The 18,698-nt window shown below is 56.4% G+C and carries 20 protein-coding genes and 2 pseudogenes; 11 read left to right on the top strand and 11 right to left on the bottom strand.

Going from position 1 to position 18,698, the window contains the following annotated elements:
* A partial coding sequence (locus G9Q73_RS04295) for a 4Fe-4S dicluster domain-containing protein (protein ID WP_177418705.1) occupies positions 1-1,056 on the bottom strand: 1,056 nt, incomplete at its 3' end.
* A 230-nt stretch (positions 1,057-1,286) separates the two neighbouring features.
* Between G9Q73_RS04295 and G9Q73_RS20660 the strand changes: the two are divergent.
* Positions 1,287-1,646, top strand: a pseudogene (locus tag G9Q73_RS20660) (pyruvate:ferredoxin (flavodoxin) oxidoreductase); the annotation flags it as partial.
* Positions 1,647-1,761: 115 nt separating this feature from the next.
* Complete coding sequence (locus tag G9Q73_RS04305) at positions 1,762-1,989, top strand: 4Fe-4S binding protein (protein ID WP_177418706.1); 228 nt, start codon at positions 1,762-1,764, stop codon at positions 1,987-1,989.
* Positions 1,990-2,324: 335 nt separating this feature from the next.
* On the opposite strand, the gene G9Q73_RS04310 is transcribed toward G9Q73_RS04305, so the two are convergent.
* Together G9Q73_RS04310 and G9Q73_RS04315 are read right to left on the bottom strand one after the other, a co-directional pair.
* On the bottom strand, positions 2,325-2,822 hold the full coding sequence (locus G9Q73_RS04310; RefSeq protein ID WP_177421248.1) for a flagellar basal body FlgE domain-containing protein: 498 nt from the start codon (positions 2,820-2,822) through the stop codon (positions 2,325-2,327).
* Between the two features lie 22 nt (positions 2,823-2,844).
* Positions 2,845-3,558, bottom strand: coding sequence for a hypothetical protein (locus G9Q73_RS04315; protein WP_177418707.1), 714 nt, complete (start codon positions 3,556-3,558; stop codon positions 2,845-2,847).
* Positions 3,559-4,212: 654 nt separating this feature from the next.
* Between G9Q73_RS04315 and G9Q73_RS04320 the strand changes: the two genes are divergently transcribed.
* Positions 4,213-4,491, top strand: coding sequence for a hemerythrin domain-containing protein (locus G9Q73_RS04320; RefSeq protein ID WP_177418708.1), 279 nt, complete (start codon positions 4,213-4,215; stop codon positions 4,489-4,491).
* Positions 4,492-4,619: 128 nt separating this feature from the next.
* Here the strand turns inward: G9Q73_RS04320 and G9Q73_RS04325 are convergent, their stop codons facing one another.
* From G9Q73_RS04325 to G9Q73_RS04340, 4 genes and pseudogenes are all read right to left on the bottom strand, one after another.
* A complete protein-coding gene (locus tag G9Q73_RS04325) occupies positions 4,620-5,201 on the bottom strand; it encodes an Arm DNA-binding domain-containing protein (RefSeq protein ID WP_177418709.1) in 582 nt (193 codons plus the stop codon).
* Between the two features lie 153 nt (positions 5,202-5,354).
* Positions 5,355-6,342: pseudogene (locus tag G9Q73_RS04330) on the bottom strand (sigma-54-dependent transcriptional regulator); the annotation flags it as partial.
* Positions 6,339-7,985 carry a two-component system sensor histidine kinase NtrB gene (locus tag G9Q73_RS04335; RefSeq protein WP_177418710.1) on the bottom strand — a complete coding sequence of 549 codons (1,647 nt, stop codon included), beginning with the start codon at positions 7,983-7,985 and terminating at the stop codon, positions 6,339-6,341. The pseudogene G9Q73_RS04330 and the gene G9Q73_RS04335, both read right to left, overlap by 4 nt.
* Before the next feature lie 17 nt (positions 7,986-8,002).
* Positions 8,003-8,236 carry a PP0621 family protein gene (locus G9Q73_RS04340; RefSeq protein WP_177418711.1) on the bottom strand — a complete coding sequence of 78 codons (234 nt, stop codon included), beginning with the start codon at positions 8,234-8,236 and terminating at the stop codon, positions 8,003-8,005.
* Between the two features lie 75 nt (positions 8,237-8,311).
* On the opposite strand from G9Q73_RS04340, the gene G9Q73_RS04345 reads away from it, so the two are divergent.
* Together G9Q73_RS04345 and G9Q73_RS04350 are read left to right on the top strand one after the other, a co-directional pair.
* On the top strand, positions 8,312-9,913 hold the full coding sequence (locus tag G9Q73_RS04345; protein ID WP_177418712.1) for an NAD+ synthase: 1,602 nt from the start codon (positions 8,312-8,314) through the stop codon (positions 9,911-9,913).
* A 195-nt stretch (positions 9,914-10,108) separates the two neighbouring features.
* Positions 10,109-10,447 carry a P-II family nitrogen regulator gene (locus tag G9Q73_RS04350; RefSeq protein WP_177418713.1) on the top strand — a complete coding sequence of 113 codons (339 nt, stop codon included), beginning with the start codon at positions 10,109-10,111 and terminating at the stop codon, positions 10,445-10,447.
* Positions 10,448-10,498: 51 nt separating this feature from the next.
* Here the strand turns inward: G9Q73_RS04350 and G9Q73_RS04355 are convergent, their stop codons facing one another.
* Entirely contained in the window at positions 10,499-11,317 is an 819-nt protein-coding gene (locus G9Q73_RS04355) for an outer membrane protein assembly factor BamD (RefSeq protein ID WP_177418714.1), read from the bottom strand.
* Positions 11,318-11,390: 73 nt separating this feature from the next.
* On the opposite strand from G9Q73_RS04355, the gene rluD reads away from it, so the two are divergent.
* The 5 genes from rluD to G9Q73_RS04380 are packed head-to-tail and all read left to right on the top strand — an operon-like array spanning position 11,391 to position 14,844.
* On the top strand, positions 11,391-12,368 hold the full coding sequence (rluD, locus tag G9Q73_RS04360) for a 23S rRNA pseudouridine(1911/1915/1917) synthase RluD (protein ID WP_218649924.1): 978 nt from the start codon (positions 11,391-11,393) through the stop codon (positions 12,366-12,368).
* Entirely contained in the window at positions 12,365-13,099 is a 735-nt protein-coding gene (gene pgeF, locus G9Q73_RS04365) for a peptidoglycan editing factor PgeF (protein WP_177418715.1), read from the top strand. Before rluD ends, pgeF begins: the two co-directional genes overlap by 4 nt.
* Before the next feature lie 19 nt (positions 13,100-13,118).
* A complete protein-coding gene (locus tag G9Q73_RS04370) occupies positions 13,119-13,631 on the top strand; it encodes a glycine cleavage system transcriptional repressor (protein WP_177418716.1) in 513 nt (170 codons plus the stop codon).
* Between the two features lie 4 nt (positions 13,632-13,635).
* The gene (gene def, locus G9Q73_RS04375; RefSeq protein WP_177418717.1) at positions 13,636-14,160 is read left to right on the top strand and encodes a peptide deformylase; all 525 of its coding nucleotides are present in this window, start codon (positions 13,636-13,638) and stop codon (positions 14,158-14,160) included.
* Positions 14,161-14,844, top strand: coding sequence for a lysophospholipid acyltransferase family protein (locus G9Q73_RS04380; protein ID WP_177418718.1), 684 nt, complete (start codon positions 14,161-14,163; stop codon positions 14,842-14,844).
* Between the two features lie 149 nt (positions 14,845-14,993).
* Here the strand turns inward: G9Q73_RS04380 and G9Q73_RS04385 are convergent, their stop codons facing one another.
* The 3 genes from G9Q73_RS04385 to G9Q73_RS04395 all read right to left on the bottom strand — a co-directional run bounded on the left by G9Q73_RS04385 (position 14,994) and on the right by G9Q73_RS04395 (position 17,865).
* Positions 14,994-15,668 (bottom strand): TIGR04211 family SH3 domain-containing protein, encoded by a 675-nt coding sequence (locus tag G9Q73_RS04385; RefSeq protein ID WP_177418719.1) that lies wholly within the window; start codon positions 15,666-15,668, stop codon positions 14,994-14,996.
* Between the two features lie 87 nt (positions 15,669-15,755).
* Positions 15,756-16,670, bottom strand: a complete 915-nt coding sequence (argF, locus tag G9Q73_RS04390; protein ID WP_177418720.1) for an ornithine carbamoyltransferase — start codon at positions 16,668-16,670, stop codon at positions 15,756-15,758.
* A 16-nt stretch (positions 16,671-16,686) separates the two neighbouring features.
* Positions 16,687-17,865: an aspartate aminotransferase family protein gene (locus G9Q73_RS04395; protein WP_177418721.1), complete on the bottom strand. Its 1,179-nt coding sequence runs from the start codon at positions 17,863-17,865 to the stop codon at positions 16,687-16,689.
* Positions 17,866-18,115: 250 nt separating this feature from the next.
* Between G9Q73_RS04395 and G9Q73_RS04400 the strand changes: the two genes are divergently transcribed.
* A complete protein-coding gene (locus G9Q73_RS04400) occupies positions 18,116-18,475 on the top strand; it encodes a DUF4149 domain-containing protein (RefSeq protein ID WP_246345004.1) in 360 nt (119 codons plus the stop codon).
* Positions 18,476-18,698: the final 223 nt, after the last annotated feature.

An 18,698-nucleotide genomic window follows, 5' to 3' on the forward strand; every position in this document is an offset into this window, starting at 1 on the left:
CATTACAATATTGACACAATCTACTCGTGCCAAACTGCTCCTGCCAACCTGCAAGCTTGCAGTCAGCCATTGGCGATAATCGCAACGCCGTTCCACCACGTGCACCATGAACTGTCCCATACTGCTGTGAGTTGGACTGAAACAGGAGTCCCATTGACGTTTCATCTCGGCGGATCGCCCATCCAATGTCCGTTGGTAACCCGTTGAGTAACAGAAACATGTCGGACAGACTGCAGTGCAGTTGCCGCAGCTGAGGCAGCGCTCCCCAATCTCATCCCAATGTTCATGATTCAGTCTGTCATAGAGCTGTTTCAATTCTGTCTCGCCCGGCAGAAAACGGTGCTGCTGCGCCGCTGCCCGATCCGTCTCCTGAATCATACTGTTGAGCTGTACTTCTGTGGCAGGCTCGAGAGATAGCCGGTCAATAATCTCACTGCCCTTTGCACTGCCCCTCCAGAAAAGATAGCCGTCGTCCAGTTCCGCCATACCGATATCGAAACCTTCACCCAATGAGGGACCATCACCGGTGGAGGTACAGAAACAGGTCGCTGCGGAAAAGGCACAATCGATGCCTATAAGAAAGAGGGCGTCACGCCGGATCCTGTAGTGGGGATCGGGATTTTGCTGTGAAAGAAAGTGTCTGTCCTGCAGTGCCAGGGCCGCCAGGTCACAGGCCCTCACGCCGAAAATCGCGGTCGGTTTAACCTCGGGCAGGGTCTGCTTTATCTCTATCTGGCCATCCACCATGAGCCTTTCGCGCCAGAGTGTCTCTTCGGCACTAAAGAGCAGCGGCTTGATGGCTTGAGGTCCATGATTCCAGGCAAACAGACGATCGTCGGACTGCACTTCCAGGCGGTACTCACCGGCACCCTGTCGTGCATGAACACCTGCTGGCATAGCATCGACAGTATCGACTTCCCGCCACTGAATCGCGTCCTGATCCACCACCGGACCCAATGTGCGGTAACCCAAATGGCGTAAAATATCCAAAAAATCCTGCAGCCTCTCCCGTTCCATAAAACCGGGTCGACGGGCTGCAATATGCTGAGCCGACATATCCTGCTATCCAATCAAAGGCTTATTCCCCCTGAAAGTTTAGCCAATAATCGCAGATCTGCTGACAATACGGCTGCGCCGGATCAAAGGATCGGTAAATAGTGGCAAGGCGACAAACGGATGGTTCGAATAACCCATTGACCATTGTCATCCCTTCATTTAGCCCACTGTTCCAAAATACCTGCTATATCTTTTTTGGGTATCCGAAGACAACAGCAAGGACAGAGAATATGTCAGACAAGATGGTCACTATCGACGGTAACGAGGCCGCCGCCCATATCGCCCATCTGACCAATGAGGTCATCGCCATCTACCCGATCACACCCGCGTCACCGATGGGTGAATGGTCTGACGAATGGTCTACCTGCGGCATCAAAAATATCTGGGGCACGGTGCCGGATGTGGTGGAGACGCAGAGCGAGGGCGGTGCGGCCGGGGCCATTCACGGTGCACTACAGGCAGGTTCACTCTCGACCTCGTTCACCGCCTCCCAGGGCCTGCTGCTGATGATCCCGAACATGTACAAGATCGCCGGTGAACTGACGCCTACCGTGCTGCATGTCTCGGCGCGCTCGCTGGCGGCACAGTCTCCGCCAATAAAAACTCCATCAAAATCATCGGCGAGCAGACCGGCAACTTCGCCCAGGGTTATTTTCAGTACGACTCCAAAAAGTCCGGCGCTGGGACGAGATTCCAGTCAGCCTGATGCCGGCAGACGGCACCTGGCCGCTGGGCACCGCCGCCTTCGAGAAACGCAACATCGCCCTGCAACTGCCGAAGTGGGAGGACGATATCTGCACTCATTGCGGCAAGTGTCCGCTGGTCTGCCCCCACGCCGCCATCCGTTCCAAGGTCTTCAGCGATGAGGATTTGTCCGACGCACCCGACAGCTTCCTGCCAACGTCAAGGGCGGCGGTTTTGAAAAAGGGCTGAAGATCATATCAGGTTGCCCCGGAACGACTGCACCGGGCTGTGGTCTCTGGTGTGGATATCTGTCCCATCCGCGACAAACAGAATCCGTGCGCAAGGCGCTGAACATGACTGGTGACCCGGCCTACCAGCCGTACAGGAGCGAGCCAACTGGGGATTTCTTCTCGACCTGCCGGAATACGACCGTAGTAACCCTAAAAGACCACTCGAAGGGCGATGATCATGCAGCCGCTCTTCGAATTCCTCCGGGGCATGTGTCGGCTGCGGTGGAAACCCCATGTACATTTACAGGGGTCGGTTCCGCTATGTTTGAACCAGCCTACGCCTGCGGAGCGTGTTTACCGCACAGGAGTTTGAAATGGATCTGACCACCCACTATCTCGGCATGCAGTTGAACCCACAGCTCTCCGCCTCCACTCTCCCGCAGTGACGATGATGTGCAACGTATTGGAGATGCTTACATCGGCACTCATCATAATTTGCTCGAGGAGGCTCACTGCAAAGCCGGCACCAAACTGGGTGGCGTTACTGTAATCGAAGGTCATACCGGCAATCGGCGCCGCACCCACCGCTGGGGTGAATGTACTCATGATCACCTGCCCCGTGGCGCCCACATCCCCGGCACCGGATATCAGCAGACCACTGGTATCAAAACGGAGATCCGCCTCAGGACTGCCATCCAATGCCGGAACATTGACATTGTCTACGAAGGTATAGGCACTCCACTGGTTGGGGTTTGCCGCCTCCTTAACGTAATACATGGACATCGTGTGGGATGCACCCAGGGAGTCGTAGATGGTGGTTGCAGTGGAGTGGTTGTAACTACTTCCTTTAATTCTGCATCACGCCAATACGCCTTCAGCGTGGCAATATGCCCTGCAATCCCCTTGTCCAGATCTTCCATTCGGAGATCAATAGCGGCCCTCTGCTCATCACAGTCTCCCGGCAACCACTCTGGTACATCGAGTTGAATACAATCCGAAGACTCAACCATATGATCGACCAGCAGTTTCGGTCAGGCAAGCCAGCCAGAAAAAAGTCATGGGTTGCGCCGGAAACCTTCTCTGAAAAGATCTCCTTCAGTGAAACATTCAGCGGATGGTGCTGAGGGCATGCATAGACACCTTTAAAGAGAAAATCCGTATCGTGGGAAAAAGACTCGATACCGGAGGCGTTGGACTCAAGCGCCGTCAGACAGGCATCGAGCAGGGATAGATCGGCCTTTTCACCCTGGAGCAATTTGAGTACATTCTGGATCGCGAACAGCCGGGCAGCCCATCTCCTGAAATAATCCACCGACGACTTAGCCACTTCATCAGGCTCACCCACCAAGTGCGCAGGAATCGCATTATTCGACGGCAACGAAAGATTATGTGAACCGCAGAAACTGTCGAACTCCCTGATCAGGGATTTAATGACTTTGACATTCAGATGGGTGGTCTGTCTGGGATCCAGTTCGAGTTGAACATCCCCGGTTTCAGCCAAAACCTCTATCGCATGGACAGTCTGATCTCGTGGTACATAGACTTCAAACCAATGAGCCTGACTGGACCGAAATAGCCCCCATCCCATCAGTAGCACTCCGCCATCTAACCCTCCGAAAACCCATTAAGAACCACATATCCAATAGTGCAACAGGTGGATTAACTTAGCGAGAAAAACCCATCTTTCGCGGAAGTTGATTGGAGAAAGTGGTTATCAGTAGGTGTGCAAAAACAAAGAGCCTAGCGATTTCTCGCTAAGCCCTTGTTTTGTATGGCTCCCCGGACACGCCTTACTGAGAGCTCGAATTCTGGTTATTAGGTTTCCAGAGCGGTTCCACAGAAAAACGGTGTGATTCTTGGGCAAATCGAGATGACGCCTGCCTGAAATTTCACCAATATCACACCAGAGGCACCCTCGGATTTTCCGGACTGGCGCTTGAAACTTAACTTGCCTGTTGGTCGCCTCTTTGCTATCTCTAGTATCTATCGGTGATGAGGCGGATCTGCAGGTGGGTCTGAAACTCGGCTTCCAAACGGTTTCACCATGCTGGCGCTTGAAACTCACGAACTGCACATTATTCAATAACACGCAGTTCACCATGGGCGGGCTATTATGGACCAATGGGTTACGGACATGGATATCCGAGATTTTTTTATTTTGTTATCTAACTTAAGGCGTTACTGATTAAATCTGGGTTAAATTGTATGCCTAACGGTTTTTAATTTATTGAGAGGGAAGAGTATGCCGATCGTTACCTGGTGCGACGAATATAGCGTCAATGTCGAGGAGATAGATATTCAGCATCAGAAGATGCTTGAACTTGTAAATCATCTTCACTCTGCAGTGGAAGCCTGTATCGATAAAAATGATCTAAAGACTTTGTTGAAGGATCTTGGTGTGTGGAATTTACGAGAATGCACGTCCGAAGAGCAGCGGTTTGCGCTTGCTGATTATCCTCTGGACTTGCAAAGCATCATCGGGAGCACAGAATATTACTCCAGCACCTGGGCCATCTGGTGACTGCTGTATCAAAATGGAAAAATATCCCCACTTTACCTGACTATGATGTTTACCTGATTGGGCTCTGCTCCATATGGAATCTGAGTGTGATATAAGTTTGGGTGCTTTTCTGAATTCAAGAATGTTTATTAAAGCGGTCTTGAGCGGGGTTCAGTCACCGATGACTGGTTTTCTTGCTCGTCTGTCAGTTTTTGGGCGGCAAGAGTTGTAGAGCCAGAACGGATCGCGCAATTTTGAGTTTCAGCCCGCTCCATCATGCGCCGTGCCTCCAACTGTCCTTTTAAGGCCCGCGCCAGTTCGATGTGTTCTATCAGGTACTCCTCAATCAGGTGTGCCACGGTATATCTGGCCTCCTTGGCCCTTTCGGACTTCTTCCTGATCTTCGCTTGCTCATCCTCCTGAACTAATCGAGGATCGCCCTTCGTTACGTCATCTCGGATACCTTTTTGCTCCTGGAAGGCATTTCTTGCCTCACCCAGCCCCATCGCCGGGAAGTTCCCCAGTTTGATCTGTTTTAATCGGAATTGAGCTTTACCCTGTTTATCTGTGTAACTGTCAGTTGTGGAACGGTAGCGATAGAACCAGGTCTTGGTACCATTCTTGTTGGCTACCAGACGTAGACCTCGATTAGGGTGGGCATCAGCCAGAGTGCCCGATGAGTGACGCTTGACGTCCAGTACTGTTAGCGGGGTAGACTTCCGAGTAGACATACTCTCTTCCGATTCAGGTGAGTGTGTTCAGCAAGACCGGACATTGGCACATCCGGCTTTTGCGCATCAGGTATTACTTCGTTCCGGTTACGTATTGCTCTTGGGTCTGTCGAGGGCGCACAGTCAGGTAATTTTGGGCTTTATGCCTTTGCCGCTGAGTCGTCCAAGGATCTTATCCGCCAGCAGCGGGATATCTCCTGCGCGTTCACGTAGCGGTGGGATGGTCAGTTCGATGACGTTGATGCGGTAGAAGAGATCCTGGCGGAATTCGCCCTGCTTTACCCGTTCAGGCAGATCCTTGTGGGTGGCGCTGATGATGCGGATATCCGCAGGATGTCTCCAGTCCCTGTAGAGGCATGCCCGTTTTCTCCTGCCATGGCGCGCAATAGTTTGACCTGCATTGGAAGCGGCAGATCGGCCACTTCATCGAGAAAGAGGGTGCCGCCGTCTGCTACCCGGAACAGCCCTTCATGATCAGATGTGGCGCCGGTGAAGCTCCCTTTGACGTGGCCGAACAGTTCGCTCTCCATCAGTTCACGGGGAATGGCGCCGCAGTTGACGGCTACGAAATTCTGCTCCTGACCTTGGTCCTTGGGCGTGGATCACGACGGTACAGCTCCTTGCCGGACTCCCCGCTGATGTAGACAGGCGCCTGACTGCGGGCCAGTTTGGCGATCAAATGGCGGATGCGATCCATTACCGCAGATGTGCCCAGCAGGGGGCTGGCTGGGGTGATCTTGCCGGCACTCTCTTTGGCTGGTGCAGGATTGGGCCGCTTTAGTTTGAGTGCCTTTTCCACCAGTTTGCGCAGTACCTCCAGATCCACCGGCTTGGAGACAAAATCGAAGGCCCCCGCCTTGAGGGCCTCCACCGCTGATTCCATGTTGCCGTGGGCGGTGATCATGGCAACGGGAGTCTGTGGATAGGTTTCATTGATGTGTCGGACCAGCTCGATACCGTTCCCGTCCGGTAGTCGCATGTCGCTAAGGCAGAGGTCGAAGGTGTTTTGCGTCAGCAGTTCACGAGCGTCTCCCAGGGTGAGGGCGGAGCGGGTATCTATGCCCATGCGCATCAGGGTGATCTCCAACAGTTCGCAGATGTCGGGTTCGTCATCCACAATCAGCGCCAAGGGTTGTGTCATGCCTGCGTGACCTCTTCGGTCGAGTTGTCGAATATAAGACGGAAGCAGCTGCCCCCGGTGGGTCCTGGAATATACTCCAGACGAATCCGGTTGCTCTCGCTCAGCTCCCTTGCGATGTAGAGTCCCAGCCCGGTGCCGCTGTTGTGGGTGGTGTAGAAGGGTTCAAAAATCTGCTTCGCCACATCCTGGGGAATGCCCGGGCCATTGTCGATGATATCCACAAAGGGGGTGTCCAGTTCCGGCACCCGTCCCCCGACGATGGTGACCTTCAGCGCAACGCGCTCTTTCGAGTGCTGCAGGGCGTTATTGCAGAGGTTGGTGACAATCTGTCGCAACTGCTCCGGGTCGGCCTGGATCTGGGTCTCTTGCGGCTCTATCTGCAGACTGAATATATCACTGCCAAATCCCTGGTTTCTGATCAGTTCCGCTATGATCTCCTCGAACCAGCTGTGCAGATTGAATATGGCCCACTCTCCAGGTTTGTGCCGGGAGAGTTGCAGAACGTTTTCGATCACCTGGTTGACGCGTCCGGAGTTGACCTTGATGATCTCGATCAGGCGTTGGTCGGCTCTATCCAGATTAGGTGACTCGCTGAATAGCTGATTGGCGTGGCTGATGGCCCCGAGAGGGTTGCGGATCTCATGCGCAATACTGGCGGTGAGTCGGCCCAGGGAAGCGAGTTTGAGATGCTGCGCCTCCAGCTGAATCCGGGATGTGTCCTCCAGAAACACCAGAACACCACCCAGATTGCCTCTGCCGAGTGCATTGAAACGGGGTCTCAGCTCCTTTCCCCTTGGAATGGCGCGAAATGGGGGGCAGTCGCAACGGCGGGTGCGTTTCCACTCCACCAGCATCTCAGCCAGCTCAGGTGAGGCGGCTCCCAGGCGGTTGCCGGGTTGGGCATCGGGCATGCCGAGCAGCCGCCAGGCGGGTTCGTTCATCAGCAGAATCTTTGCCTGATCATCGATCACCAGTACACCGGTTTGCATGTGCTGAATGACATAGTCGTTGAGGCGGGCCATGTTTTCCAGATCGTGGGCGCGATGATGGGCCAGTTCTTCACTCTCTCTGGCGCGTTTGGAGAGAACGTGGGTGAGCAGCGCCAGGGCGAAGAAGACCGCGCCAAGGAATCCGGCTTGGGTAAAAAGGGCGGGAAAACTGCCGGTGAGTTCGGCATAGATCTGTTCCGCTATCACCAGCAGCGACGCAAGAGAGGCAAACAGCAGCGCGGCCCGGCCCCCTGTCATCACCGCCCCGCCGGTTATCGAGATGGCGATCAACATGCCCAGCCCGCTCTCCAGTCCGCCGCTGGCGTGCATTAGCAGGGTGATCGCCAGGATATCGATGAAGATCATCATGTGGGCCTGTTGCTCCACCTCTGGAGAGCGCCAGTACCAGAAGAGACCGCTGGCCAGCACCAAGCCCAGATAGATGGTGGCAACAAAGGCGAACAACTCCGGTGCGAACTGTCCCAGGAAGCCCGGCCCTGTGCCGGTAAAAAAGAAGAAAGGCAGGGAGAGCGAGAGGGTCAGCCGGTAGAGCAGGAACAGGCGCAGGGCATTCCAGGTCTGGAGGTTTTTTGTGTCTGCGTCGACGGGGTCGGGTTGCAGTGTGTGGAGCAGAGACTCAAGCCATCCTTGCATGGAATTCGATCTCCGGACTAACGCTGTTTCCGGGTCGCATCCCGGTGTTCGATGCTGCAGAAGTGGTCTTCCCCATCCTGGATGGCTTCCTCTTTCGGCAGATGTAACCCGCAGTATTTGCACTGCACGCTGTCGACCGACTTTTGTGGAGACGTGGGTTTGGGTTTAGTCAGGCGCTGGCGCAGCAGATGACGGACAATCAGGTAGCCGACCCAGATCGCAGCAGCCAGAAGTAAGTAACGAAATCCCATATGAGTTATTTAGTCCGCGAGTGGTTTTTGGAATAATACCATCAATCTTTAAAGTTTAAGCTGAACGAGGATCTTGTGAATCTGCGTATTCTGATTGCCCAGCACAATCTGCTGGTGGGGGATATCGAGGGCAATGCCCAGCGCGTCATCGATGTGGCGCTAAAGGCCCGTGATCTGGCGGAGGTGATTGTCTTTCCAGAGTTGACTTTGACCGGTTACCCGCCGGAAGACCTGCTGCTGCGGCCGGACTTTATCGACCGGGTGGAGGTTGCGGTTGAACGGATTCGCAGAGAGGTCAGTGGTATCTGCCTGGTGGTGGGTTATCCAAAACGCGCTGACGGCGTCCTCTATAACATGGCGGGGGTACTGCGCGATGGGAAAGTGGTGGTCGAATATCGTAAACAACGGCTGCCCAACTACAGTGTGTTTGATGAGAAGCGCTATTTTGCCTCGGGCAGTGAGAGCGGACTCTTCAGCGTCAATGGCATCAAGATCGGCCTCACTGTCTGCGAGGACGTCTGGGAAACGGCCCCCATTGCCCAAGCCTGTGAAGCCGGTGCGCAACTGATGCTGAACCTGAATGCCTCGCCCTACCATGCCGGGAAGGCGCCGGAGCGGGAGGCGTTGATACAGCAGCGGGCGCGGGAAAACGCAGTCCCGATCATCTATGCCAATCTGGTGGGAGGGCAGGACGAACTGGTTTTCGACGGTGGCTCCTTTGTGGTGGACGCACTGGGGAACCTGACTCAGCGGTTGCCCTTTTTTGAGGAGGCTGAGGTTATCAGCGAGTGGCGTATAGGCGCCCATCCCGAGCCGCTGGCGGCGGATGTGTCTATGATTCCGGAGGCGGCGGAAGCGGTCTATCGGGCGTTGGTGCTGGGCACTCGTGACTATGTTTTGAAGAACGGTTTTAACGGCGCCATTCTCGGACTTTCGGGTGGGATCGATTCCGCGCTCACCCTGGCGGTTGCGGTTGACGCGCTGGGGAGTGATCAGGTCGAGGTGGTGATGATGCCCTCCCGCTATACTGCGCAGATGAGCAATGAAGATGCGGTGGAGGAGGCGGAAATTCTGCGAGTCGAGCACCGTTCCATTCCGATCGCACCGGCCTTCAACGCCTTTGTCGACATGTTATCCGAAACGTTTTCGGATTGTTCGACGGATGTGACTGAAGAGAACATTCAGGCGCGTTGCCGCGGCATTATTCTGATGGCAATCAGCAACAAGAAGGGGCGTATTCTGCTCACTACCGGCAACAAGAGCGAAATGGCAGTGGGCTACGCCACGCTTTATGGCGATATGGCGGGTGGGTTCGCGCCGATCAAGGATGTGCCCAAGACGCTGGTCTACCGGCTTTGCGAATATCGCAACACGCTCTCCCGGGTGATACCTCAAAGGGTGATAGATCGACCGCCATCCGCTGAGTTGGCGCCTGACCAGAAAGACAGCGACTCCCTGCCGTCCTACGATGTGCTCGATTCGATCCTGGAGCGCTATGTGGAGCGGGATCAGAGTGTCGGGCAGATTATTGCCGCCGGCTTTGATGCAGAGACCGTGGATCGTGTGGTAAGACTGGTAAACCGTAATGAATATAAGCGGCGCCAGGCTCCGCCAGGGGTTAAGATTACCCGCCGGGCGTTTGGCCGGGACCGGCGCTATCCACTGACCGGGAGTTGAATCGCATCAAGCCCAAGGGGTCGGAGTCAAACCATGAGAGGTAGTTGGAAAAATGATTTGGGTAGGTGGTTTGACTCCGACCCCTCAACGCTCAGATGGAGACTGGCTACATTCCAGGGGAAAAGTCGCTAAGATAGCGGTGTCTTGATGCTGCACACAGGCGGCGGACTACAGCTCAGAGGGAGCAGAAAAGAGATGAAAAAAGTAGAAGCAATTATCAAACCCTTCAAGATGGAGGATGTCCGCGAGGCGCTTTCCAATGTTGGTATAACCGGTATGACAACCACAGAGGTCAAGGGCTTCGGGCGTCAGAAGGGACATACGGAGCTCTACCGTGGGGCGGAGTATGTGGTGGATTTTCTGCCCAAGGTGAAGATCGAAGTGGTAATTGCAGCAGATCAGGTGGCGGAGTGCATCGAGGCGATTACCAATGCGGCCCGTACCGGCAAGATCGGTGACGGCAAGATATTTGTCTCGCCGGTCGAGCGGGTCATCCGGATCCGTACCGGTGAAGAGGATGAAGCGGCGATCTGAATTTTGTCGTTTTCAACCGGAAGAGGCTCAGGGCCTCTTCTGGAGAGACGGTTAGTTTTTATCCAGTTCGAAGAAGTTCCAGATCGTCTCGGTCAGGCTTTCGTCGTCGTCCTGGCCGGGTACGTCAAAAGTCCCCTTCTGTTGGTTGAGCGTCAGGACTCGCTTGGCGTCGTTGGCCAGATCCTCCATCTCCAGTCGGGTATAAGCATCAACCATGATCTCCAGCGCCTCCTGAACCACAGTGCTGCGCTGGAAGTTGGCGACCACGCGGTTGGCCCGGTTGGCTGCGGCCAGATAGGCATTTCGTTTCATATAGTATCTGGCGACGTGTATCTGGTACTTGGCAAGGTTGTTGCGAAGATAGCGCATGCGCTGACGGGCATCATCGGCGTACTTGCTGCCCGGGTAGAGCAACAGGAGCTGCTCGAAATCCTTGAATGACTCCAGTGCTGCTCCCGGATCCCGCTGTGATGGATCGGACGGTATAAAGCGACTGGTGAAACTGTGGTCGCGGTTATAGTTTGTCAGACCTTTCAGGTAGTAGGCGTAATCCACGTAGGGGTTCTGGGGGTGCAGTTTGATGAACCGGTCGGCTGCTGCGGTAACGGAATCCGGCTCATTGTTTTTATAATAGGCGTAGATGATGTCGAGCTGCGATTGAGTGGCGAAACGGCCAAACGGGAAGCGGGCTTCCAGCCCTTCGTAATATTTGATTGCCTGATCATAGTCCGAGTCCCTCATCGCCTCCTTGGCTTCAGAGTAGAACTGGCTTGCGCTCCAGTCCTTGGTCTGGTCGATCTGCTCGGGCAGCAGAGAGCATCCGGAAGTGAACAGGAAAGTAAGAATCCAGAGAAAACGAAAAGTATGCATCTATCGGGAATCGGCAAATTGGGACTATTAAAATCCCCGCAGTATAGCGGAAAGCGTGGGGCAACGCATGGCCATGTCTGATAACGCGGGGACGGGAGTGACGGCGGAGCGGCTGATTGCGCAAGTCGGTGCAGATCAGGCGGGCAAGCGGCTGGACCAGGTGGTGGCCTCCCTGTTTTCCGACTATTCGCGCAGCCGTCTGCAACGTTGGATCAAGGATGGACGGGTGTTGCTGGATGGGAAACCCTGCCGCAGCAAAGACAAGGTCTGGGGCGGTGAACAGTTGTCGTTGGAACCGGTGCTGGAGACGGAGGTCGTCTCCCGGCCCCAGGCGATCCCTCTGGAGATCCTCTTCGAGGACGAGAGTCTGCTGGTGATCAACAAACCCGTGGGCATGGTGGTGCATCCGGCAGTGGGCAATCCCGACGGGACGTTGCTGAATGCCCTGCTGTACCACCATCCAGACCTGAGCCAGATACCCCGGGCCGGCATAGTGCATCGTCTCGACAAGGCGACCAGTGGTCTCCTGGTGGTGGCGAAAACGCTGCAGGCGCAGACCTCCCTGGTGGGGCAGCTGCAGGAGAGAAGCGTCAAGCGGGAGTATGTGGCGATTGCCCAGGGTGTGATGACCGCAGGGGGCAAGGTGGATGCACCCATCGGCCGTCATCCTGTCCACCGCACCCGCATGGCGGTGCATCCCTTGGGTAAGATGGCGGTGACCCGCTACCGGGTTGAGGGCCGATATCGGGCTCACACTCTGCTGCGAATCAACCTGGAGACAGGGCGCACCCACCAGATTCGCGTGCACATGGCCCATATTCACCACCCGCTGTTGGGTGATCCTGACTATGGCGGCAGGCTGCGTCTGCCTGCCGGTGCTTCTCCTGGCTTGCTGGCGGTATTGCAATCCTTCAGGCATCAGGCGTTGTGCGCGCGGCGGCTGGGGCTGATGCACCCAGTCAGTGGCGAGGAGATGGCCTGGGAAGCGCCGTTACCGGAGGATATGCGGCAACTGCTGGATGAGTTGGAGAGTGACAGCGCGGCCCTATGAATTTCATTCTACCGGAGTGGCCTGCGCCCACCAGGGTGAACGCGGTGATAACCACCCGTATCGGTGGAGTTAGCCGGGGTCAATATTCAAGCCTGAATCTCGGCGCCCATGTTGGGGATGACCCCGTGGCTGTCACGCAAAATAGGGCGTCGTTGCAGTCCGCATTGAAACTTTCCGGAGAACCCCTTTGGCTGCAGCAGGTACACGGCTGTGATGTGGTCGAGCGTGAGCAGGCATCTGCCGGGTGTGAGGCGGACGCGATATGCGCCACGACACCCGGGCAGGTCTGTGCCGTGCTCACCGCCGACTGCCTGCCTCTACTGCTCTGCGACCGCTTGGGAACGCGAGTCTGTGCTGTTCACGCCGGCTGGCGTGGTTTGGCGGGAGGCGTGATCGAGGCGGCGTTGCGGCGGTTTGATTGTCCGGGGGACGAGGTGCTTGCCTGGCTGGGTCCGGCCATTGGGCCGGAAAGATTCGAGGTGGGGGGGGAGGTGCGCAAGAGATTCGTGGAGCAGAATTCCGAGGCTGAAGCCGCGTTTCGAGCGGTCTCCGGCAATCACTGGTTGGCGGATATCTATCTCCTGGCCCGGCAGCGTCTGGCGCAGTGCTCTGTAGGTTTCGTGGGAGGTGGGCAATACTGTACAGTTAGCGACCCGAAACGCTTTTTCTCCTATCGACGGGATGGGATGACAGGCCGCATGGCTTCATTGATCTGGATTGACCCAGACTGACAAGAGAGGAAAGATCCTGATGGATTGGCAGATGATGACGCTGGTCGGCGAAGACCGGCTGGGGATAGTCTCCCGGGTAACGGATGCGCTCTACCGGGGCGGATGCTCACTGGGCGAGACTTCGATGATGCGTCTGGGGGGGAATTTTACCATCATGATGATGGTGTCGGCAGGCGATCAGCCCCTGGAGACCCTGATTGCCCAGGTAGCGGATGAGTTGCAGTTGCAGGTCCATATCGATCCCATCCGTGGAGAGCTGCACCAACACCGGGTGCCTAATTTCCAGGTGCGGGTGGTGGGCGCCGATCGCGCCGGGATCGTGGCCGGGGTGACCGGCGCCCTGGCGGAGAGTGGTTTTAATGTCCTGGAGCTGGAGTCCGACGTGGCGGGATCCACTGAACAGCCGGTCTACATCATGACGATTCAGGGTTACTCTGAAGAGACGCTCGAGAGACTGCAGTCGGCGCTGGACGGACTGGGCGGTGAGGAGATCGAACTCAACATCTCGCCCATCGAAACGCTGATCGGCTGATCTCATGGCGATACTGGAGATTCTGAAGTTGCCGGATGTCCGTTTGAAGCAGGTGTCAGAGCCGGTTGAGCGGTTCGACGATGCGTTGAATGCCTTCATCGATGACCTGGAAGAGACCCGCCGGGACGGCCCTGCTGCGGTGGGCATTGCGGCGCCCCAGCTAGGCCACCATCAGCGCATCATCGTCGTCGACTGTTCCCATACGCGCAAGCCGGTTCCCAATCACGGTCATCTGCTCCTGATCAATCCGGAGATCACCGAGTGGGACGGTTTTGAGTTGGGCCGTGAAGGGTGCCTGTCGGTGCCGGACTATACCGGTAATGTGATTCGGGCCGAGCGGATCAAACTCACTGCGCAGGATAAGTTTGGCGAGCCCCACGAGTACGAGATGGAGGGGTATGAGGCCCGCGCCCTGCAGCATGAGGTGGATCATCTCGATGGTGTGCTCTTCGTCGATCGTCTGGTAAGTCGCCGAACCGATCTGTTTCAGCGCAAGGTTTATCAGAAAGGCGGCAAGAAAAAGAAGTAGATGATGGAGACTTGGCAGCTGCTCTTATCCTGTCTTGTTGCGGTCGTCGTCTATGGATTAAACCGGTTGAACAAGGTCTCTCTGCGGGCGAATGAAGTCGATTGGGGACACGGCTGGGCCAACCGCGTTGATGGTTTGAGTAGACTCTTTTGTCGTCGATACCATCGCCTGCAACCGGTGAGTCTGGATCTTCCGGAGCAGGGTCCGGCGATCGTCGTTTCCAACCACATCTCCGGGCTCGATCCGCTGTTGCTGGTCAGTTGCTGCCGCCGTCCGGTGCGTTTCATGATCGCGCGGGAGCAGTACGAACGTTTTGGGTTGAAGTGGTTGTTCAGGGCTGCCGGATGTATCCCGGTTGATCGGGAGAGATCTCCGGAGAAGGCTTTGCGAGCCGCGTTCCGGGCGCTGCGCGATGGTGAGGTGGTGGCGATTTTTCCCCACGGAAAGATTCACCTGGAGACAGATCCTCCCCGTCGGCTCAAGGCGGGGGCTTCACGGCTTGCTGCATTTACCGGCGCCCCATTGGTGCCGCTACGCATCGCCGGAGTGCGGGGGCAGGGGCATGTGTTTTCCTCGTTGGTGCTGAGGGGCGGCGCGTTGGTTACGCCCTATCCGGTAATAGATCCGGCGGGGCAGACATCACAGCAGTTGAATGAACGTCTGCAACAGATTATCGACGGGTAGAGGTGCAATACTGTCTTAATTTGTAATTCAAGTTGCTGCGTTTGACACTCTTTCGTAGGCCGGTTCAAGCGCAGCGGAACCGGCAGCCTTATTGATTCTGCCAATGCAATAATGCCCGATCCGCTACGCTTGATCGGGCCTACGCAACTCTAGAGCGAACCCCAGTCATTGCGGCGTCGCTGAAAGCGCAGATGCGGCAGAATCAGGCCGATGAGGATGCCGGCAATGATGACGCCGGCCCCGATAAGAAACCAGTCGCGGGTGGCCTTGTTGCTCAGATCCCGGTTCTCCTGTTTCAGCTCCCCCACCTGACGGCTCAGCTCCTTGACCTGTGTGCGCAGTTCGTTGCGTTCATTGGAGATGCGGATAGCACTGGATGCGGTGCGCTGAATGTTCTGCAGATTGGAATCCAATTTTTTCTTGATCTGCATGAGTTCTTTATGGGCTGCTTGCAGCGCCTTGTGTTGCTTTTGCAGGTCTGCCAGTTTGCTACTGAGTTTCCCTGGTGCTTCCTGAAGCGCCTGCAACTGCTGCTCCATTGAGGTTAACTGGCTGCGGGCGCTGGGCTTGACCATCAGCTGCCGATTCAGGACATAACCGATCTGGCCGCCGCTGGTACGTATCTTGGAGTAGCCGGACTCGCTGTTGCTCTCCAGTACCTCGACGGCGGTTCCGCTGTTGAGCATGCGCAGAATACGGTGGGAGGAGCTCTCCCCGGAACGCATGGTGACCTTGAGGATGTCGGTAACGTAGCGGGTTTCGGCCTGAAGGGTGCCGGAAAGCAGTAGAAGCAGGCAGAGCAGTAGGACTTTTATCTTATTCATCTCAGGGGTCCAGCTTGGTCGAAGAGGTGATTGTTTCAGTTTCCCGTCGGCAATTCTTCAAAGTCTGCCGCAGTTTTGCAGCTGAGGCTAGTTGAGAAGTAGAAACTCCAGCAGCGCCTTCTGCGAGTGTAGACGGTTTTCCGCTTCGTCCCAGACCACACTGTCCTTTCTGTCGATCACTGAGGCGCTGACCTCCTCTCCGCGATGGGCGGGCAGGCAGTGCATGAAGAGGGCATCCTTGTCTGCATTGGCCATTATGGCATCGCTGACCTGATAGTCGGCGAAGGCCTTTTCACGAAGTGCCTGCTCCTCTTCCTGACCCATGCTGGCCCAGACGTCGGTGACCACGAGGTCGGCACCATCAGCGGCCGCCATGGGGTTGCGGATGATCTCAGCCTGGTCGCCGATGGCGTCGAGAAGGGCTGCGTCGGGATCATAACCCTCCGGGCAGGCGATGTTGAGTTTGAAGCCGAAACGGATGGCGGCGTTGATGTAGGAGTGGCACATGTTGTTGCCGTCGCCGACCCAGGTCACGGTCTTGCCGCGAATATCGCCTCGATGCTCAAAATAGGTCTGCATGTCCGCCAGCAGCTGACAGGGATGGAGCAGGTCGGTGAGGGCATTGATCACCGGCGCTGTGGAGTATTGGGCAAAGTGCTCCACTTTTTCATGGTCGAAGGTGCGAATCGTAATGATATCCACCATGCTCGACATCACCCGGGCGCTGTCCTCGATGGGCTCGCCGCGTCCCAGTTGAGTATCCCGCGGTGAGAGAAACAGCGCATGACCACCCAGCTGGGTCATGCCTGTCTCAAAGGAGATACGGGTGCGGGTAGATGATTTGTCGAAGATCATACCCAGGGTGCGATTCTTCAGGGTTTCATGGATCTCTCCCCGGCGCTGCAGCTCTTTCAGCTCGATGGCGCGTTTGATCAAGCCATTCAACTCGTCGGATGAGAGGTCGGTGAGGGCGAGAAAGTGCCTGGTCTGTGTCTGATTCATATTGCTGTTACTTGGGTTATGAAGCGCTAAGAAAATTGTCGACCAGTGTGCTGACTGTTTCGATGATCTGGTCCGCTTCCTGATCTGTCAGTATCAGTGGCGGCAGCAGCCGGATGACCTTGTCGACGGTAACGTTGATCAGCAGACCCTCTTTCAGCGCCTGACCGACGAGTTCGGTGCAGGGCCGATCCAGTTCGATGCCGATCAGGAGGCCGCTGGCGCGAATGTCGGTGACACCCTTACTGGACTGAAATGCTGCCTTGAATCCCGCCAGGAACCGTTCACTCAGGGCGGCTGCCCGCGCCACGAGGTTTTCCGACTCCAGGGTTTCTATTACCGCGTTACCCACCCGGCAGGCGAGGGGGTTTCCGCCAAAGGTGGAGCCGTGGCTGCCAGGGCCGAGAACCTCGGCCGCCGTACCCTTTGCAAGGCAGGCGCCGATCGGTACGCCATTGCCCAGTCCTTTGGCCAGCGTCATGACGTCGGGCTGGATGCCGTTGTGCTGATGGGCGAACATCCTGCCGGTGCGGCCCATGCCGGTCTGGATCTCATCCAGCATCATCAGCCAGCCCTGCGCGTCGCAGAGTGTACGGATGTTGTTCAGATAGTCGGCGGGAGGAATGTTGACGCCGCCTTCGCCCTGCACCGGTTCCACCAGTACCGCAACCACGCTGGCGCTGTTCTGCGCCACCTCTCTGATCGCATCGAAGTCGCCGAAGGGGACGCGCACGAACCCCTGCACCAGAGGTTCAAAACCTGCCTGCACCTTACGGTTTCCGGTGGCGGAGAGGGTCGCCAGGGTGCGGCCGTGGAAGCTGTTTTCCATCACCAGAATGGCGGGGTTATCAATGCCTTTCCGGTGGCCGTAGAGCCTAGCAATCTTGATTGCTGCCTCATTGGCTTCTGCGCCGGAGTTGGCGAAGAAGACCCGGTCCATATCGGAGAGGCGCGTCAGGTTGTCCCCCAGGATCTGCTGCTGCTGTATGCCGTAGAGGTTGGAGGTGTGGACCAGCGTACCCGCCTGCTCGCAGATTGCGGTTTTGACCGCAGGATGGGCGTGACCCAGACCGCAGACCGCAATGCCGGTAATGGCATCCAGGTAGCGCTTGCCCGCAGTGTCCCACAGCCAGGCCCCTTCGCCCCGCTCGAAGGTTACCGGCAGCCGCCTGTAAGTTGCCATCAGAGTGTCTGACATTGCCAATTCCGTTTCCCAGAAAAACAAAAGGCATCCTGGAATGGACGCCTTCGCATCGATTTTCGCCGTAAAAGATGGCGGAGAACAATCAAGTCTACTGTCAAAAGCGTTACTTTTCAAATATCTGGGGTGGACGCCAACAGGGGGCGAGCGTGCGGACCGAAAACGTCCTCTCGATCTCTCCAGGGATATTAGAGATATTGATGCGGTACAATCTCCGATCAGAATGAATCTAGCGTTGGAGTAATCAATGTCCCTGGCCATGACCCTGCATCTGCTCGCTGCCATCGTCTGGGTGGGCGGCATGTTTTTTGCCCACATGGCACTGCGCCCCGCTGTCGCGCAACTGCTTGAACCGCCGCAACGGTTGCCGTTGATGCTGAAGGTTTTCGACGGCTTTTTTCCCTGGGTCTGGCTCGCGGTTGTGCTGATTCTCGCCACCGGCAGTTGGGTGCTGTTCTCTGCTTTCGATGGCGAGGTAAAAACCTCGGTCTGGTTTATGACCGTGGTCGGTACCCTGATGGCGGCGATATTCGTCTTTTATCTGTCGCCGCCTGCCGCGTGGGCGAGGCTCTACAGGTTGGGGCATTGCCCAAGGCGGGTGAGCTGATGGCGCTGATCCGCAGGCTGATCGGCACCATCATCCTCGGTCTTCTGGTGATGACACCGCAGTGGCCGGGAAATACATGGGTTTCGTTACCATGGTGCGGTTCCAGCAGTTTTTCGTCGCTTGGTGGCGCTGATCAGCAGTTGCCGAGCGAAAGCAGATGAACAGGAGACTGCACTGGCGCTGTCGGCCATGATGATTGGCGGGGTTGAGCAATACGTAATGA

Origin of the sequence: endosymbiont of Lamellibrachia barhami, assembly GCF_011947365.2 — a bacterium.
GTDB lineage: Bacteria > Pseudomonadota > Gammaproteobacteria > Chromatiales > Chromatiaceae > QGON01.

What these genes read in the sequence shown, in the direction of transcription:
- G9Q73_RS04305 (WP_177418706.1), top strand. Translation starts at nt 1,762, where the DNA reads ATGCCGGCAGACGGCACCTGGCCGCTGGGCACCGCCGCCTTCGAGAAA.
- G9Q73_RS04315 (WP_177418707.1), bottom strand. Translation starts at nt 3,558, where the DNA reads ATGGGATGGGGGCTATTTCGGTCCAGTCAGGCTCATTGGTTTGAAGTC.
- G9Q73_RS04320 (WP_177418708.1), top strand. Translation starts at nt 4,213, where the DNA reads ATGCCGATCGTTACCTGGTGCGACGAATATAGCGTCAATGTCGAGGAG.
- G9Q73_RS04325 (WP_177418709.1), bottom strand. Translation starts at nt 5,201, where the DNA reads ATGTCTACTCGGAAGTCTACCCCGCTAACAGTACTGGACGTCAAGCGT.
- G9Q73_RS04335 (WP_177418710.1), bottom strand. Translation starts at nt 7,985, where the DNA reads ATGCAAGGATGGCTTGAGTCTCTGCTCCACACACTGCAACCCGACCCC.
- G9Q73_RS04340 (WP_177418711.1), bottom strand. Translation starts at nt 8,236, where the DNA reads ATGGGATTTCGTTACTTACTTCTGGCTGCTGCGATCTGGGTCGGCTAC.
- G9Q73_RS04350 (WP_177418713.1), top strand. Translation starts at nt 10,109, where the DNA reads ATGAAAAAAGTAGAAGCAATTATCAAACCCTTCAAGATGGAGGATGTC.
- G9Q73_RS04355 (WP_177418714.1), bottom strand. Translation starts at nt 11,317, where the DNA reads ATGCATACTTTTCGTTTTCTCTGGATTCTTACTTTCCTGTTCACTTCC.
- rluD (WP_218649924.1), top strand. Translation starts at nt 11,391, where the DNA reads ATGTCTGATAACGCGGGGACGGGAGTGACGGCGGAGCGGCTGATTGCG.
- pgeF (WP_177418715.1), top strand. Translation starts at nt 12,365, where the DNA reads ATGAATTTCATTCTACCGGAGTGGCCTGCGCCCACCAGGGTGAACGCG.
- G9Q73_RS04370 (WP_177418716.1), top strand. Translation starts at nt 13,119, where the DNA reads ATGGATTGGCAGATGATGACGCTGGTCGGCGAAGACCGGCTGGGGATA.
- def (WP_177418717.1), top strand. Translation starts at nt 13,636, where the DNA reads ATGGCGATACTGGAGATTCTGAAGTTGCCGGATGTCCGTTTGAAGCAG.
- G9Q73_RS04380 (WP_177418718.1), top strand. Translation starts at nt 14,161, where the DNA reads ATGATGGAGACTTGGCAGCTGCTCTTATCCTGTCTTGTTGCGGTCGTC.
- G9Q73_RS04385 (WP_177418719.1), bottom strand. Translation starts at nt 15,668, where the DNA reads ATGAATAAGATAAAAGTCCTACTGCTCTGCCTGCTTCTACTGCTTTCC.
- argF (WP_177418720.1), bottom strand. Translation starts at nt 16,670, where the DNA reads ATGAATCAGACACAGACCAGGCACTTTCTCGCCCTCACCGACCTCTCA.
- G9Q73_RS04395 (WP_177418721.1), bottom strand. Translation starts at nt 17,865, where the DNA reads ATGTCAGACACTCTGATGGCAACTTACAGGCGGCTGCCGGTAACCTTC.
- G9Q73_RS04400 (WP_246345004.1), top strand. Translation starts at nt 18,116, where the DNA reads ATGTCCCTGGCCATGACCCTGCATCTGCTCGCTGCCATCGTCTGGGTG.